Raw genomic sequence first — 16,293 nt, 5'->3', positions numbered from 1 at the left:
AGCTGTATCTTTTTGCGCCGCAGAGTCATTCTGCGGCTTTTTGACGTTCAGCACTCCCCGTTCATGAACAGAAACAAGACAATTCAGAAGGAGTGTTCTATTCATGCAAGGCAAGACTCAAAATAATGGGCACGGCATTAATACTCAGCCGGCGCTCAAGAAATCATTCAAGGCACGACATCTGACAATGATCGCGCTTGGCGGTTCCATCGGTACAGGCTTATTTCTTGCCAGCGGTGGTGCAATCGCTTCATCCGGTCCCGGCGGTGCACTTCTTGCGTTCACGGCAGTCGGAATCATGGTATATTTCCTGATGACGAGTCTCGGCGAGCTCGCAACCTACCTGCCGGAATCAGGATCATTCAGCACTTACGGAACACGGTTTGTCAGTCCCTCCTTTGGCTTCGCTATCGGCTGGAACTTCTGGTACAACTGGGCCGTCACGATCGCCGCGGAGCTTTCAGCCGCTACGGTAATCATCAAGTACTGGTTCCCGGACAGCCCTTCCTTCCTCTGGAGTCTGGTGTTCCTGCTGCTGATGTTCGGGCTGAACTTCCTGTCTGCCCGGGGATATGGTGAATCCGAATACTGGTTCGCCATTATCAAAATCATCACCGTAATCGTGTTCCTAGTGGTTGGCGTCCTGATGATCTTCGGTATTATGGGAGGCAAGTCAGTAGGCTTCAGTAACTTCACGCTCGGAGGCAGCTCCTTCCATGGCGGATTCTTTGCCTTTGTCGGAGTGTTCATGGCAGCCGGCTTCTCTTTCCAAGGGACGGAGCTGGTAGGTGTTGCCGCAGGTGAAAGTGAGAATCCTAGACGCAACGTTCCAATCGCCATCCGTCAGGTCTTCTGGCGCATTCTGATCTTCTACATCCTGGCTATCTTTGTAATTGGCATGCTTATTCCTTACACCAACCCGGATCTGCTGCGCGGAGGAATTGACGATATCGGGGTCAGCCCGTTCACCATCGTATTCAATAAAGCCGGACTGGCTATTGCCGCTTCTGTGATGAATGCTGTTATTCTTAGCTCCGTGCTCTCTGCTGGTAACTCCGGCATGTACGCTTCTACCCGTGTTCTTTATGCTATGGCCAAGGATGGCATGGCACCGAAAGCACTTGGTAAATTAAACAGCCGCGGTGTTCCTGTAGGAGCTTTGCTGGTTACAACTGCAGTTGGTATGCTTGCCTTCCTCGCTTCATTCTTCGGAGACGGTGCAGTATACAACTGGCTGCTTAATGCATCAGGCATGTGCGGCTTTATCAACTGGCTTGGCATTGCGATCTGCCATTACCGCTTCCGCAAAGCATTCGTAGCTCAAGGCCATTCTTTAGACGAGCTTCCTTACCGTGCGAAGTGGTTCCCATTCGGACCTATCTTTGCTTTCCTGCTCTGTCTGGTCGCTGTGTTTGGCCAGAACCTGGGTGCATTTACAGGCGGCAGTATCGACTGGTACGGCGTAGCAGTATCCTATATCAGCCTACCGTTGTTTCTGATCATCTGGCTCGGTTACCGCTGGTTCAGACCATCCCGTATCGTTCCGCTGGATCAATGCGATCTCAGCACTAATGTAGACTAACACTAAGGATGTCCTTAGCCATATCATGGCTGGGACATCCTTTTTTTTCGGAGCTTTTCAATAAAACACAAAAAAATCGCCTCTTCGAGATCGACGGATTCAACCACCGTCTCAACAAGAAGCGATTATTTGTTTATATAGAATACACTGAACCGGATTAATCCCAGGATACAGACACCTTGAGATCCCCCGTATTCTCAAATACAGAACTCTGATAGGAGAGATGATCAAATCCCAGATCATACAGCTGCTGCAAATCGGAGATCAGCGACGTTTTGCTGCCACGGTAACGGAACGTGATACCCGTCTCCCCGGAATCTGCCGCCTTCTCTGCCAAAGTCATAATTCCGGAGGCAGATGTGATGACCCGATCCTCATCATAGAGCACATAATGAAGTTCCTTCTGCAATGCTTCATAATAAGCGGTTTTGTCTCCGCCACGCTTCACCAATTCGCTAAGCGTCTGATAGTAGGGTACGGATGCTGCCGGATAATTTCTTACCCAGTAATGATCCACGGCCATTTGGCTGTCTGTGCGTAAATAATAACCCGTTTGAACCACTCCTGCTTGATCAGGAGAAGGATCATCCCATGTCGTATCTAGGTGATACCACCGTCCATCCAACTGCACCAGATTCCATGCATGTGACTGGCTTCGTCCACCCTCCGGTCTTGCAGTGCCTTCCACAATCTGGTTTGGAATGCCTGCTTCCTTGAGCATTTTATAGCTGAGCAGTGCATACCCCTGACATACGGCACTTCCCGTCTTCAATCCTTCATATGCGGTATATTTGCGGTAAGAGGTATCATATTGCAGCGTAAGCACTACCCAATCATGAATGGCTTTTACCTTCTCATGGCTGTTCATGCCCGGCTTTATTATTTCTTTCAGTGCCGCCTTCACTTCCTGCGATACAAAGTTGGTCTGCTGTAAGGTCTCCAGATATTTAATCTCGACCGTTACCTTCGCGGAGCGGGTACTGCCTCTGTATGAGAACCCATAGCTTCCAATGATATAGTGCAGATAAGGGTCACTACTCATTGCCTGATCTAGCGCAGCCTGTATCTGTGATTTCAGATTGCTTGTTTTTCCTTCATAATTAAATACAATGGTTCCGGTACGATTATTCATAGACTGGGTCAGTCTGCCTGCCATTTCATTCACGGAGTGCAGGGCCGACGTACTTGCCGCGGTAGCATATCCCAGCCCCCAATACATCGTCGGCGGAATTGCGGCAGCGATGATTACTCCGCTTAATATACCTTTCAACAGCGTCATGCGTACTTTTCCCATGAATGCACATTTCCTCCTGAAGTCTATATTGTTAACCCCTCTGAATGAGCAGAAATAGTCCTTATATTATTAAATGCAGAGTTCTTCATTCCCACAACCTTCTGTCAAAAAAACGATCGATACAGAGTTCGTATAGTTTAATACTATTACTATCGGTTCAAAAGTCCAGCGGTGTAAGATGAATCCTGTTCTCTATGCAAAAAAAAAGCACCACCTGTCAATCCCGGAATATCCAGGATTAAACGGCAATGCTGTGCTGCAGGGATAGCTAAGAAGTCAAATATACTACCATTAAAGTGTAATCAGATATTGTTGACCTATTCGGGTCTCGAACCCTCGGGCATCGGTCTTGGTTCCATCCGGCTGACAACATAAAAGCGGCTGGGTGTAGTAAACCGAGCACGGACGGCCATGCGTTGAAGTTACGGTAGCCTTCACCAATTTGCCTTCTGCCCATTCCATGTCTACGAGGAAGCCGCCGCGTCCAACCAATCCCTTCACACGGCCGTAGTTCCAGCTCTCCGGCAGTGCCGGCAGCAGCCGTAATCCGCCTTCATGGCTCTGAAGCAGCATCTCAGCGATTCCGGCAGTAACACCGAAGTTGCCGTCGATCTGGAATGGCGGGTGATTGCCGAACAGATTCGGCAGGCTGGAGACGGAAAGTATCCGGCGCAGGCAGGCGTATGCGCTGCCGGAATCGGCGAGCCGGGCATGCAGGTTCAGCAACCAGGCAGCGCTCCATCCCGTATGACCGCTGCCGGATTCCAGCCGCTTCGCAAGTGTGAGCGCCGCTGCTTCCGCAAGTTCGGGTGTTCCTGCCGGAGTAATGCTGCCGCCCGGATACAAATCATACAAATGCGACACATGCCGGTGTCCAGGCTCCTGCTCCGCAAAATCGCTACTCCATTCACGGAGGCGGCCATCCGGAGCAATTCCGGGATGGGACAGCCGTTCCCGTGCCTGAAACAGCTCTTCCCGAAATTCAGCGTCCATCTTCAAGATGTCTGCTGCCTCAATACAGTTCGCGAACAGCTCATGTATGAGCGACATATCCATGGCAGAACCCGAGGATATACTGCAGACTTCTCCGTCCGGAGTCAGGAAAACATTTTCTGGAGAGGTAGAGAGTCCTGTCTTCAGGTTCCCATCCGGCTGCTCCACCAGCCAATCCAGACAGAACAAGGCGGCTCCCTTCAGCAGCGGATAAGCTGTATCCCTGAGATATTCCTCATCGGGCCTAAAGGCATACCGCTCCCAGAGATGCCGCGACAGCCACACCCCGCCCATCGGCCAGAAAGCCCACAATGCCCGTCCGTCAGAAGGTGTCGACATCCGCCAAAGATCTGTATTATGATGTGCAGTCCAGCCTCTGGCCCCGTAATGTACGGAAGCTGTCCGGCTGCCGGTGTCAGCAAGCTCCTGAATCAAATCCAGCAGCGGTTCGTGGCATTCACCAAGCCCGCAGAGCTCCACAGGCCAGTAATTCATCTCTACATTAATATTAGTTGTATAATTGCTGTTCCATGGTGGCATAAGATGAGGGTTCCAGATGCCCTGTAAATTCAGCGCCTGCGTTCCCGGCCTGGAGCCGGCGATCATCAGATAACGCCCATAATCGAACAGCAGTGCTTCAAGATCGAGATCATCAGCTCCGGCTTTGTAGCGTTCAAGACGCGTATTTGTAGGCAGTCCTTCATCACCGGAGACAGAAGATTCCAACTCCATTTCCTGCCCGGAAAGACGCTGCAAGACTCCCTCATCTTCAGGTTCCGCAATCGGGCCTAGTTCAAGCCGAACGCGCCGGAACAAGGACTGATGATCGGTGATATGCCGTTCCCGCAGTAGATCATATCTGGCGGGCGCTTCTGCGAGCTGGTCCGTACAGAGGGGCGCCGGCAATATACCATGAGTGCCGGGAACCGCATCATACCCGGCAAAGTCTGTAGCCGCAGCCAGCAGGAAGGTGACTGACTGTGCTCCGGTAACGATAAGCTTACCGCCCGTTGCCTCCAGCATTCCGCCATCCACCCGAGCCGCAAGTCCAGCCGCAAAACTCAGTCCCCGCCCTTGTTCATACAATACAGCCCGGGGGTGATCGCCCATATAATTATCGGCTACATGGGATGGCGCGCTGCCAGACATAACAAGCATTTCACCTGAAATCTCCGTAGTATACGGATGAGGTGAAGAAAGTTCAGCCGTCAAGATAGGAAGTATACCCTGCATCGCAGAGATATGTACGACGAGCAACCCGTCCGGACGGCTGACGAATACCTCCCGTTTAATCTCCTTACCCCCTTGGCGATATTCCACCGCCGCAATCGCGGTATCCAGATCCAGTTCCCTCCTGTAACCCTGAACCTCATCTTCTCCTTCAAAGGAGATGCACAAATCGCCGAGTGGTTGGTATGATTCCGTTCGTCTGCCCAGCATCCCCTGTTCGATGAGCGCTTCAGCCTGTATAAGGTTCCCCTCAGCGACCAGCCTGCGGGCTGGCTCCAAATGCCGCCGCGCATCATAATTTAGCGTATCCCGCGGAAATCCGGACCACAATGTGTCTTCGTTCAACTGGATAACCTCGCGGGAGTTCCCCCCGAACACCATAGCTCCAAGACTCCCGTTGCCGAGCGGAAGTGCTTCTTCCCACACTGCTGCCGGTTTGGTATAGCTCAGCTTCCTGCTTCTCCCTAGCATGCTGTCACCCCATATACTTTCCTGTATTCAACGAAATACGGCGGGAATCCTGGGCGACTGCCCGGACTTCCCGCCTGCATATTCTAATTATCAATTTATCCGTTAGGTTTGAACCCCGGCTTATTCAGTCCACAGTTTCACGCGTTTCTTAACAAGCTCTTCACGCAGATCTTCTGCTTTAGTTACATCGGCTTTATCCAGATCCGCCATGTAGGCATCCCAGATCTTATCGAAGTCAGCCGGTTTGGACAGAATAGCTTCTGGAATGCGTTTCCAGGTAATATCTTTCAGCTTGTTGTCCAGAACAACGATTTCACTGTCTCCGGGAATCGTGATGTTCCAGGCAGCGCCCCAAGGCTTAACTTTAAATTCTTCTTCTTTCGGGAACAAGTCTCTCCATGTGGTAGCACCATAAGCTGCCAATGTTTCTTTTTCAACATCATTGAAGCCTGCTACTACTTGATCAGGGAAACGGGTAGTGTAATAGTTGCCCGTAGGGTCCAGTACACCGTCTCCATAGTGAGCGCTCAGCAATGCATAGCTGGAGCCGACCGACCCCAAACCTGTTTCTTTTTGGAAATTGGTGGAATCATTATATTTGCGGTTATTCACATCTTCAGGGATTACGCGTTTGCCGTCAACTACGTTGTAGTGCTTGCCTTCAATCCCCCAGTTAATCAGCACTTGACCTGCGTCCGATGCCAGGTAATCCAGGAATTTAATCGCACGTACCGGATCTTTACAATCTACGCTGATTCCGACTCCGTTACCAGCCATGAAGCCTGTTGGCCAGAATGAAGTTTCCTTATACTCTTCGGACAAAGTTACCGGGTAGTGACCATAACCCTGATCAAATTTACCTGCAGTCTTAAGTGCGTTCTCGCCTTCTCCATAACCCCAGTCCTGGTCAATCAGACCAACCACACGGCCGGTAGCGATTTTTGCTTTGTATTGGTCATATTTCTGCACGAAGCTCTCAGGGTCAAGCAAGCCGATATCGTTCATATGGTTCAGCCAACGGAAGTATTCCTTCTCGGCAGCACGACGGAAGTGATACGTTACTTCCTGTGTATCGATATCGATAGCATACTCGCCGTCATCCGGGGAGCCTGTAGTTAAGAATGCCGGATTAGTAACAGTGATGTACATGTACCAGTCATCGGCATTCAGCGTCAGACCAATATTTTTATTGCCGTTTTCATCAGTCGGATGTTTTTCAAGGTAGGCCTTGATTACGTTTTCATAATCCTGAACTGTTTTGATTGCTGGATAGCCTGCTTCCTTTACTGCACGGTGCTGAAGCTCAAATCCGCCGCCGGCGTTAAAATACTTGTTGTCTACACCTGCATAAGTAGGAATGGCATAAATGGCATGATCATCGTCGCTGTAACGCGCACGCTTCAAACCTTCTTCGCCGAGTACTTTTTTGATATTTGGAGCATATTTGTCAATCAGGTCCGTCAGGTCAAGCATAGCGCCAGCGTCTACCAGCTTGCTGACATCGGTCTTTGCACTGACGAGATCAGGATATTCGCCGCTTGCTGCGATCAAGGCCACTTTCTGTTGTGGATCGCCAACGGCGAACTCCGCATCCAGCGTGATACCTGTTTTTTCGGTAAGTACCTTACCTACTTCATCCTGCATACCAGCCCAGTTCGGACTTGGATCAGCGCTGAAGAAGGAGAAAGTCATCGGACTTGTATCTTCAGGTGCTTCTGTAGCTGTAGCTGCATTATTGCCGGTATTCCCTGTGTTGCCAGCATTATTGGTGTTGGCCGAGTTATTGTTGCCGCCGCAGCCTGCAACCATGCCGAGCAGCAAAGTCGAGACCATCAACAAGGCGGAAGCTTTGGCCATTCTTTTTGTACTTGCCATCTTGTAAACCCTCCTCATATTTATCTATCGTATAACAGGGAGTTCCCTGATGATACCATAATCTTGGCTTCCACCGCACATTGGCGGTGGAGACCATTTACTGGAACAATTAGCTCTTGACTGCTCCCAGCGTCATGCCTTTAACAAAATAGTTCTGCAGGAACGGATACACCAGCAGAATCGGCACAGTAACCACAATCGTGATGGCCATCTTGATCGATTCCGGAGATACCTGGTTCGTGGCTTGACTCACGATGTTAGAACGGTAATCTCCCCCGTTGCCTGAAGTTGTACTTTGGAGCACCTTCATAAGTTCAAACTGCAGAGTGGTCAGTGCTTCTTTCGATCCGTTATACAGATACGTATCAAACCAGGCATTCCACTGTCCGACAGCCAGGAATAGTGCAATCGTAGCCAAGGCCGGTTTCGCCAGCGGCAGGATCACTCTCCAGTAAATCGTGAAGTCATTGGCACCGTCCAGTTTCGCGGATTCTTGCAGTGCATAAGGGATGCCGTCGATAAAGGAACGGATAACAAAGACGTTGAAGGCACTGACCGCACCGGGAAGAATGTAGACTGCGAAGGTACCCATCAGGTGCAGGTCACGCACCAGCATGTAAGTCGGGATAAGACCCCCGGATACATACATAGTCAGCGCCAGGAAAGTGGAGACGAATTTGCGTCCTTGGAAATCCTCCCGGGCAATCGTGAATGCCAGCATGGAAGCTGTCAAAAGACCGAGCAGCGTGCCAAGGATGGTACGCAGGGCAGAAATTTTGAAGCCGGTAATCAAACCGCTGAAGGTAAAAATCTTGATATAGTTATCCCAAGTGAACTCCCGGGGAAAAATCGTTATTCCGCCGCGCACGCTATCAATCGAATCATTCAGCGAAATGGCGAGCACATTGAGAAATGGATAAATCGTGACGACTACAACAAAGGCTACAACGATGTATACAACTACATCGAATATTCGGTCAGACCAGGACTTGCGGCTGGCCAGCGAAGTTCTTTCCATCACCAAGCTCCCCCTTTCTACAAAAGACTCTCTTTAGTTGTGCGTTTGAAAATTCCGTTAATGGTGAAGAGCAGAATCACACTGATCACAGAGTTGAATATATTGATCGCGGTACCGTAGGAATATCTCGCCATGCCGAGCCCGTATTTCAGAGAGTACAGGTCAAGCACCTGAGAATAGTCGGTTACCAGGTTGTTTCCGAGCAGGAATTGCTTCTCAAAGCCGATGTTCAGCAGATTGCCGATCGACATGATAAGCAGCACGATAATCGTCGGGCGGATACCCGGCAGTGTAATATGCCATACCTGGCGCAGGCGGCTTGCACCGTCCACACGGGCCGCTTCATAAAGCTCGGGGCCAATCCCCGCAATCGCGGCCAGATAGATAATGGCGTTCCATCCGGTTTCTTTCCATACATCCGATAAAGTAACAATTCCCCAGAACAAATGGCCTTGTGCCATGAACTGTATAGGTGTGTCGATAAAATGTAGTCCAAGCAACAAATCATTGACCAGACCGTTCTCACTGGAGAGCATTTTGGTTACAATCCCCGCCGCTACGACCCAGGATACAAAGTGAGGCAGATAGGAAATTGTCTGTGCGAATCTTTTGAAGAATCCGAGCCGAAGCTCATTCAGCAGGATGGCGAATGTAATCGGGAAAATAAATCCCGCTACCAGTCCCATGCCGCTCATTGCCAGCGTGTTGCGTAGGGCTACAAAGAACTGATCATCCGAGAACAGCGTTCTGAAATGATCGAATCCCACCCACTTCTGTTCAAAAAAACCTTTAGCGGGCTTGTACTGCTGGAATGCCATCGTCCAGCCCCACAGTGGAAGGTAACTGAATACGAACACCCAGATCACAAAAGGAATAGACATCATGTACAAATACTTCTGATTTTTAAAGGTTCTCCAAAACCGTCCTGAAGCAGGCTTCTGAGCACGTTTGTGGGATGAAGGCTGCGTGTCCTGTATGGTTGTTGCCGCTTTCATAAAGCCCCTCCTTTCTCTATGTTTATATTTTAGGGTTCTGTAAGCGATTGCAGTACCCTACAAATTTGACATGAAATCAGGTGAAAATTAGAGATTTAGAGGCTCTTAAACCTGTGGAAATCATGAAAACATTCAGGAACCTTTCAGCCGATTCTAAGGTCATCTTAAGATGATCTTCAGCCCAATTTCAGGATGGCTGTACATAATGGGGACTGTAAGACAAATTAGTACTGGAGGAATAACGATGAAGAGAACAGTGAAAGCGATTGGGATTACGGCTGCTTTGGCCGTTATGATTCCATTCAGCGCGTATGCGGCTACTACAGGAAGCAAGGCTACAGATACAACAACGAAATCTGCAATCCATAATCAGAGCAGTGTACACGAGGGTCGTGGCGGAATCGGGATCGGGGGCGGAATTAGCCAGGCGGTGCTTGATCTGCTGAAGCTGGACAATACAGCCTTTCAAGCGAAGGTTGATGCAGGTAAGACTTTAGCCCAGATTGCCGAAGAACAGGGCGTTTCCCGGGACAGCCTGAAAAGCGCGTTAACCTCCGAGTTCGACAAGAAGCAGGTTGATCAGAAGACCGCATTTACAGCGAACCTTGATTCGTTGATCGACGGCAAGCTCCAGGGCAAAGCCGCTGATGATCGGGGCTTCGGATTCCGTGGAACCGTGGATTATACAGCCACAGCCACTCTCCTGGGACTAACCACTGATGAATTGAAGACAGAACTCAGCGCAGGCAAGTCGCTGGCTGATTTGGCTAAATCTAAAGGCGTAGATGTCCAGAAGCTGATTGATGCTCAGGCAGCAGCATTAACGGCCAGTATTAAACAAGCCGTAACCGACGGCAAGCTCACTCAAGCCCAGGCGGACACCCAACTAGCCAATATTGCAGCGCTCGCCGAGAAGATTGTAAATCGTGCAGGGGTTGAAAAAGGTCAACATGGCGGCGGTAAAGGCCGGGGCTTTGGCGGAGAGAGACCGGCAGCGACCGGTTCGGCTCAAGGAACCGATGCAACCTCTGCTGCTTCAGGTGTCTAAGGTTTAAATGAAACATACCATGTCCTGCCTCTCCATCGAGAGCTCGGACATGGTATGTTTTTTTATAACTATTCGAAATTATAACTCCTGAGCAATCTCCCATATATGTCCGCCGGGATCAAGAAAGCTTACAGTGCGAATGCCCCACGGCCGATTCATTGGACCATTCAGAAGGCTCACCCCACGATTACGTAACTCGGCGCATACTGCATCCACATCTTCCACGCGGATCGTGAATTGAAACCGTGACCCAGCCTCGCGGCTTGCAACCTTTCCTGGATCGATAAGCCCATGAGCCTCATAAATTCGCAGCAGATTAATACTCATATTCCCAAAATCAAATACCGCCGAGTTCTCGTCTGCATACACATTTGTCAGGCCAAAGACTTCCTGATAGAACGTCATCGTACCTTCCAGATCCTCGACAAACAAAGTAACAACACTGATGTTCCTTAACCCTAAGGCATCCATATTCGATTCCTCCTCATTGTTCATTTGAACACACTTTTTCCATTTGGTTATTCCCATTATTACTTTTATATCCTCTTTTATTACATTTTCTATTATAAATAGATCATTTCTAAATTTCCTGAGCCAAAATAATACCTCATCTGCTTCAGCGGTCTAAGGATCAAAAAAACAAACCAGTATTCCATTAGTAATGGGAAATATATCAATTTTTCTTCCTGAAAATAAAAATAATTGATATACTTGGAATGTTGTTAATATTTAAGGAGGTAAATAAATTTGAAACGTTTGTCATTGCAGGCACTCATCTTCTTCATTGCTTTATTCAGCATTTCTTCCTCAGTCGCGTTCGCAGCGCCTAGGGACACCGTGAGCCCATACGGCTTGGAACTTCAGGCTTGGACGGCGAACGGTAACACGGATGTACAGATCCATGTGTATGCACTCGATGGTTTAAGCGCTCCGCCAAACGGCATTACAAATTTGAAGATTCAAGCATTCGGCGTTTCGGGTGAATACCTTTTTAATCAGGTCTATGATCAAAGCTCTAATCTATCGACTTATGAAACGGTAAAACTGCAATTGGATCCAGAAGGTAGAGAAGTGAAACGCGTTGAGGTAGCCGCTGTCGTACCGGGCTTAGGGAGTAAACCAAAGAAAATAATTCTGACAAAAACCGCCGAAGTTCTAGTTCGTCCGGATTTGACGCTTGCAAACGCCTCAGCGCCGGCTACTGTCCTGGCTGATGAACCGTTCCAGGTCACTGTGGATCTGACAGAGCTGAACGGCACTTCAGGAGCGGTAGCACGTGTCGATCTCTTAAATGGTGATCAGGTATTGGCTACAATTAATGAGACTCAGGTGAGCAAAGGTGCAACGGTGCCGCTAACCTTTACGGCAGCCCTCCATGAGCCGGGTGTTTATCCGTTGACTCTTAGAATTATCAAGACAGATATTGGCCAGTCCAATACATACAATGATGAGACTAGCGTAACTGTGCAGGTTAAACAGCCTGAACTGGGGCTGCAGTTGCCTTATTTCTCATCGCAATATTTTTATATGCCTGAGTTTGAAATGCATTATATTGGCTTGAGGGACGGTATCCTTTACTACTCCTACCATGATACTGAAGGGGTTAACGAGAACTTTGATTTTAATACCACCGTTCCGGGCGGTATGATGCAAGGAGGTTCATTGTCTGTTGAATTATATGGTACCACTACGGGGCATAAGTATTCCTTTGATCTCGAGAATATTACCATGGACTCTACTCAACAGTATCCAAATCAATACCATTATCAGGATGATGCTAAAGAGATACTTATTGATATCACTCCGAACGGCGGTGGAGACCTTATCTCGATTACAAAAAATGCCGGAAACCTCAACAGCACAGTTTATTATGACGGAGAGTGGCATCAAATAAACACCGTTCAAGGAGAATATGCCATAAAGGAAGAACACTCCGTAGTGTATACAATCAAGATGGTGAATAACTTAGGTCAGACGTATGTGAAGTCTGGAACCATTGTTCTTGAATATTTGCCGACCCAATTCGACGAACAATGGGATTGGCAGAATGAATCCAATCATTCTTGGGGATTCCACAATAAGTATGAAGGAATCCTGTCCAGCTTTAATTAATTTGCGAACCTGAATCATGTATATGAAGCGGCGACTGCCATTCGATATCTATTCGGAGGCGGCCGCCGTTATTTTTTATAACCTCCCGCCTGCCTCTGTTCACTGCAGAAATGACATTTATCGCTGGGATCTCACTATTGCTCCTCTATAATTATGAAAAAGATTCCAGAACCATCGGGAGGTTATTATTCTGAACAAACGACTTGACTACCTGGATCATTTACGGACGGCACTCACCATACTGGTTGTCGTCTTTCATACCTCTATCGCCTATGGAGCATCCGGCTCCTGGATTCTGGTAGACGTGGATACCACTCAGATGACGGTTACTTCCGTCTTGCTGACCATTTTCACAGCCATCTGTCAGGCCTTCTTTATGGGTTTGTTTTTCTTCCTCTTATCCTACTTTATTCCGGCCTCTTATAACCGTAAAGGAGCAGTCCGATTTCTAAAAGACCGCCTGCTTCGGTTGGGGATTCCTCTCGTATTGTATTGTTTGCTGATAGGTCCGGTCACAGTCTGGTATGCTCAACTTCGGGGCGAAATGACACTAAGCGAGTTCTATCGTACCGAAGTATGGAGTTTCAAGCAGATTTTCTTTGGGCCGGCGTGGTTCCTAGAGGCCTCTCTTTACTTCACAATACTATATGCAGGATACCGCCTGCTCACCGGGACAAGTGCAGTCGTACCGTCCGACCGGCCATTCCCTACACACAAAGCTATCCTTGCAGCTGCCGTGGGCACTGGTCTAATCGCGTTCGCCGTTCGTTTTATTTTTCCTGCGGGTGAAGGTCCTCTTGGATTACAGCTAGGTTATTTCCCGTCCTATATACTATTATTTATAGCCGGAATATACACCTATCATAATAACTGGTTGCATCAAATTTCCGCTCCAAAGGTTAAATTGTGGGGGTGGATATCCGTCTGTGCTATTCCTATTCTCCCTGTTGGCCTCATTCTGACTGGGGCTCTTGACGGGAATTTAACGTTCGATGGCGGCTTGAACTTTCAAGCCTTACTCTATGCACTTTGGGAGCCTTTTGTATGCTTCGGCATTATTCTTATGCTGCTCCGTCTTTTCCAAAACATCTTCCATACTGCCGGGAAATTTAGTAAATGGATGTCTGCCCATGCTTATACCGTGTACTTGATCCACCCTGCTGTCATCGTGTTCTGGACAATCTCCTTCCATCATATTATGTGGCCGCCGGCCATCAAATGGGTTATCGTTTCAGCGATCAGTGTCTTCTTCTGCTTCCTAATCTCTGCGATCCTGCGTTTCATCCCGGGAGCTAAACGAATTCTTTAGAGTTATGCGAACAAACGTCCCTCTCCCATAAGCTGACAGCAAGTTTATTTTTAACCGTATATTCCATTGTCCAAATTTTTCCTCCAATATATAATTGAGTAAATTGAATGTGAAGGCGGTTTAATGCGTATGTCTTTTAGTTATTATGGTGAACTTTGTACAGAGGTCTATGATCTGACCAAGAAAATAGGTTGCGTATCCGACCCAGATGTAGAGTATTACCGAGGTAGACTAGAGCATTGTAAAGGACGTATTCTTGAAGCCATGACCGGGTCCGGGCGTGTGCTCATCCCGCTTCTTGAATCCGGTCTTACGGTAGATGGCGTTGACTATTCTCCCGAAATGCTGGCCTCTTGCCGTAAACGGTGTGAGGAACGGGGGTTAATCACCCGATTGTATGAGTCAGATCTGGAGAGACTTTCCTTGCCGGATACATACGAGGCTATCATTATTCCCGGTGGCTCTTTGATGTTAATTGAGGATCGGAAGGAATCACTGAACGCCTTAAAGCGCCTATACGATCATCTTCAGCCAGGGGGAAGACTTATCCTTGATTTCTTCCTTCCAGATACCAATTTTGAGTGCGGCCGCATTGGCGGTACATCAACCTTACATTTGCCGAATGGTGACATTATTACTATGGAAAAAACGCTTGTTGAAGCCGATTTATACAATCAGTACAAGATCAACTTTATTAAATATGAAAAATGGCACCACGGTGCACTGATTCAGACAGAGTTACAGCGTTTCGCACTACGTTGGTACGGCGTCGAAGAATTTAAGCTTATATTAGAGAGCATCGGCTTCTCCAATGTGATTGTATCCGCCGACTTCGAGTATGGTAAAGTACCAACCCATGGACAACAGATATTTATATATGAAGCGACAAAGAAGTAAGCAAACAACTAGCGAACGCAGAAAATAGCCTAAGTCCCTAATTCATAAGGACTTAGGCTATTTAACTCTCGTGAGCGCAGTTAATTCAGCCAAAGAGATCCTGGCTATCTGCACGTAGCCCCTCCCCTCTCCCCTGGGTTTCAGAATTACCATACCTAATTCAGGAATCTCGCCCAGCCCAATGCGTTGATCTTTTCTCTGTCTCCTCCCTTCATATGATGGATTTCGTATACAATGAGAAGCTCTTTTAGTTGTGAAAGAGGCTCTTCTTCAGCTTAAACATTCAAAGGTGAAATGCCGATATATAACTGGTGGAAGTTACATATGAAACATCACTTATATGAAAATAATAGAAAGAAGGTCTTTTCACCTATGCTGGAGTCACAAATATATAAATATCTCCTAGATCACTTTGCCTTTCTACAGTCCAGAACGCTTTACGTCTTCGGAGCTGGATACACCGGACGGGTAACTGTAGAGTCCCTGCTCCGGCTTGGCCTCAATGTGAAACTAATCATTGATAATGATTCTTCCAAATCCGATTCTACATTGGAAGGAATTTCAATAAATTCATTGGATAGCATTCTTGAATCAAGGACTGCTTCCGACTATTTTCTACTGGCATTAGAGAAATACGAGGAAGTAAGCGCACAGTTGGAGAGCGTTGGTGTCTCAAAATTTACTTACACCCCATTATTAAAAGTAGTTTCAGAAAACACTTTAGAAAAATTGGCTGAACCCATCCTTCAGAAACTTTTAAAAAGAGAGTTATACGATATAAACCTGCAAATGCAAAAAGATGCCTTAGCGGAGACTGCTCAATTTGTTAAAGCGAATATGTTTCAAACTGCTCAATACAAAGACAGAGTCGCTTTGGTAAAGAGTGTTTTAGAACAACCTTTAATTAAGGGTCTTTACTTAGAATTTGGTGTCTTCCAAGGTCATTCCATTAACTACATCTCTTCAATGGTTCCGTTGGAAACGGTACACGGATTTGACTCATTCGAAGGCTTACCGGAGTCTTGGATGCCTGGTTTCGACAAAGGTATGTTTGAAGTCTCTTCCCTTCCTCCGGTCAATTCAAATGTTCAGTTAATAAAAGGCTGGTTTAATGAGACACTTCCTCCTTTTCTTACGGGTAACGAACACAACTGTGCCTTTATTCATGTTGACTGTGATTTGTATTCTTCAACTAAAATTATTTTTAATGAATTAAAAAATAGAATCGTGGATGGTACTGTCATTGTGTTCGATGAGTATTTTAATTATCCTAACTGGAAAAGCGGAGAGTTCAAAGCATTTAATGAATTAATTGAAGAAACAGGATTGGGGTTTGAATACTTAGGGTTCGTTATGGATGACCGTCAGGTGGCAGTTAGAATTACCAGTAAGAAATAATATAAGTATCAGATTATTAATAGTCACCTTTTACCCACTTAAGCTTCACTATTAATAAAGCCCCCGGCTAC

12 protein-coding genes are annotated in these 16,293 nt (G+C 47.5%); 6 read left to right on the top strand and 6 right to left on the bottom strand.

The features are described 5' to 3' along the window. Window positions 1-103: 103 nt before the first annotated feature. The gene (locus ACAN55_RS09585; protein WP_379131315.1) at window positions 104-1,582 is read left to right on the top strand and encodes an amino acid permease; all 1,479 of its coding nucleotides are present in this window, start codon (window positions 104-106) and stop codon (window positions 1,580-1,582) included. A 157-nt stretch (window positions 1,583-1,739) separates the two neighbouring features. Here the strand turns inward: ACAN55_RS09585 and ACAN55_RS09580 are convergent, their stop codons facing one another. From ACAN55_RS09580 to ACAN55_RS09560, 5 genes are all read right to left on the bottom strand, one after another. Continuing rightward, window positions 1,740-2,876 carry a transglutaminase domain-containing protein gene (locus tag ACAN55_RS09580; RefSeq protein WP_379131312.1) on the bottom strand — a complete coding sequence of 379 codons (1,137 nt, stop codon included), beginning with the start codon at window positions 2,874-2,876 and terminating at the stop codon, window positions 1,740-1,742. A gap of 291 nt (window positions 2,877-3,167) precedes the next feature. After that, window positions 3,168-5,570, bottom strand: coding sequence for a glycoside hydrolase family 95 protein (locus ACAN55_RS09575; protein WP_379131309.1), 2,403 nt, complete (start codon window positions 5,568-5,570; stop codon window positions 3,168-3,170). Between the two features lie 120 nt (window positions 5,571-5,690). Beyond that, window positions 5,691-7,445 (bottom strand): ABC transporter substrate-binding protein, encoded by a 1,755-nt coding sequence (locus ACAN55_RS09570; RefSeq protein ID WP_379131307.1) that lies wholly within the window; start codon window positions 7,443-7,445, stop codon window positions 5,691-5,693. 109 nt (window positions 7,446-7,554) lie between these two features. Continuing rightward, window positions 7,555-8,463, bottom strand: coding sequence for a carbohydrate ABC transporter permease (locus tag ACAN55_RS09565; protein WP_379131304.1), 909 nt, complete (start codon window positions 8,461-8,463; stop codon window positions 7,555-7,557). A gap of 17 nt (window positions 8,464-8,480) precedes the next feature. Continuing rightward, window positions 8,481-9,458, bottom strand: coding sequence for an ABC transporter permease (locus ACAN55_RS09560; protein WP_379131301.1), 978 nt, complete (start codon window positions 9,456-9,458; stop codon window positions 8,481-8,483). A gap of 244 nt (window positions 9,459-9,702) precedes the next feature. On the opposite strand from ACAN55_RS09560, the gene ACAN55_RS09555 reads away from it, so the two are divergent. Then, on the top strand, window positions 9,703-10,506 hold the full coding sequence (locus ACAN55_RS09555; protein WP_379131298.1) for a hypothetical protein: 804 nt from the start codon (window positions 9,703-9,705) through the stop codon (window positions 10,504-10,506). Window positions 10,507-10,584: 78 nt separating this feature from the next. Here ACAN55_RS09555 and ACAN55_RS09550 read toward each other — a convergent pair whose 3' ends face one another. Continuing rightward, a complete protein-coding gene (locus tag ACAN55_RS09550) occupies window positions 10,585-10,977 on the bottom strand; it encodes a VOC family protein (RefSeq protein ID WP_379131295.1) in 393 nt (130 codons plus the stop codon). Between the two features lie 276 nt (window positions 10,978-11,253). On the opposite strand from ACAN55_RS09550, the gene ACAN55_RS09545 reads away from it, so the two are divergent. The 4 genes from ACAN55_RS09545 (at window position 11,254) to ACAN55_RS09530 (ending at window position 16,222) form a co-directional block, all read left to right on the top strand. Further along, window positions 11,254-12,618, top strand: coding sequence for a hypothetical protein (locus tag ACAN55_RS09545; protein WP_379131292.1), 1,365 nt, complete (start codon window positions 11,254-11,256; stop codon window positions 12,616-12,618). Window positions 12,619-12,802: 184 nt separating this feature from the next. Then, the gene (locus ACAN55_RS09540; protein ID WP_379131454.1) at window positions 12,803-13,927 is read left to right on the top strand and encodes an acyltransferase family protein; all 1,125 of its coding nucleotides are present in this window, start codon (window positions 12,803-12,805) and stop codon (window positions 13,925-13,927) included. A gap of 129 nt (window positions 13,928-14,056) precedes the next feature. Next, complete coding sequence (locus tag ACAN55_RS09535) at window positions 14,057-14,824, top strand: class I SAM-dependent methyltransferase (RefSeq protein WP_379131289.1); 768 nt, start codon at window positions 14,057-14,059, stop codon at window positions 14,822-14,824. Between the two features lie 294 nt (window positions 14,825-15,118). After that, window positions 15,119-16,222, top strand: coding sequence for a class I SAM-dependent methyltransferase (locus tag ACAN55_RS09530; protein WP_379131287.1), 1,104 nt, complete (start codon window positions 15,119-15,121; stop codon window positions 16,220-16,222). The last annotated feature ends 71 nt before the right edge of the window (window positions 16,223-16,293 follow it).

Origin of the sequence: Paenibacillus oryziterrae, from assembly GCF_042610485.1 — a bacterium.
Taxonomy (GTDB): domain Bacteria; phylum Bacillota; class Bacilli; order Paenibacillales; family Paenibacillaceae; genus Paenibacillus_AQ.
This window is presented reverse-complemented; position numbering and strand designations above follow the sequence as displayed.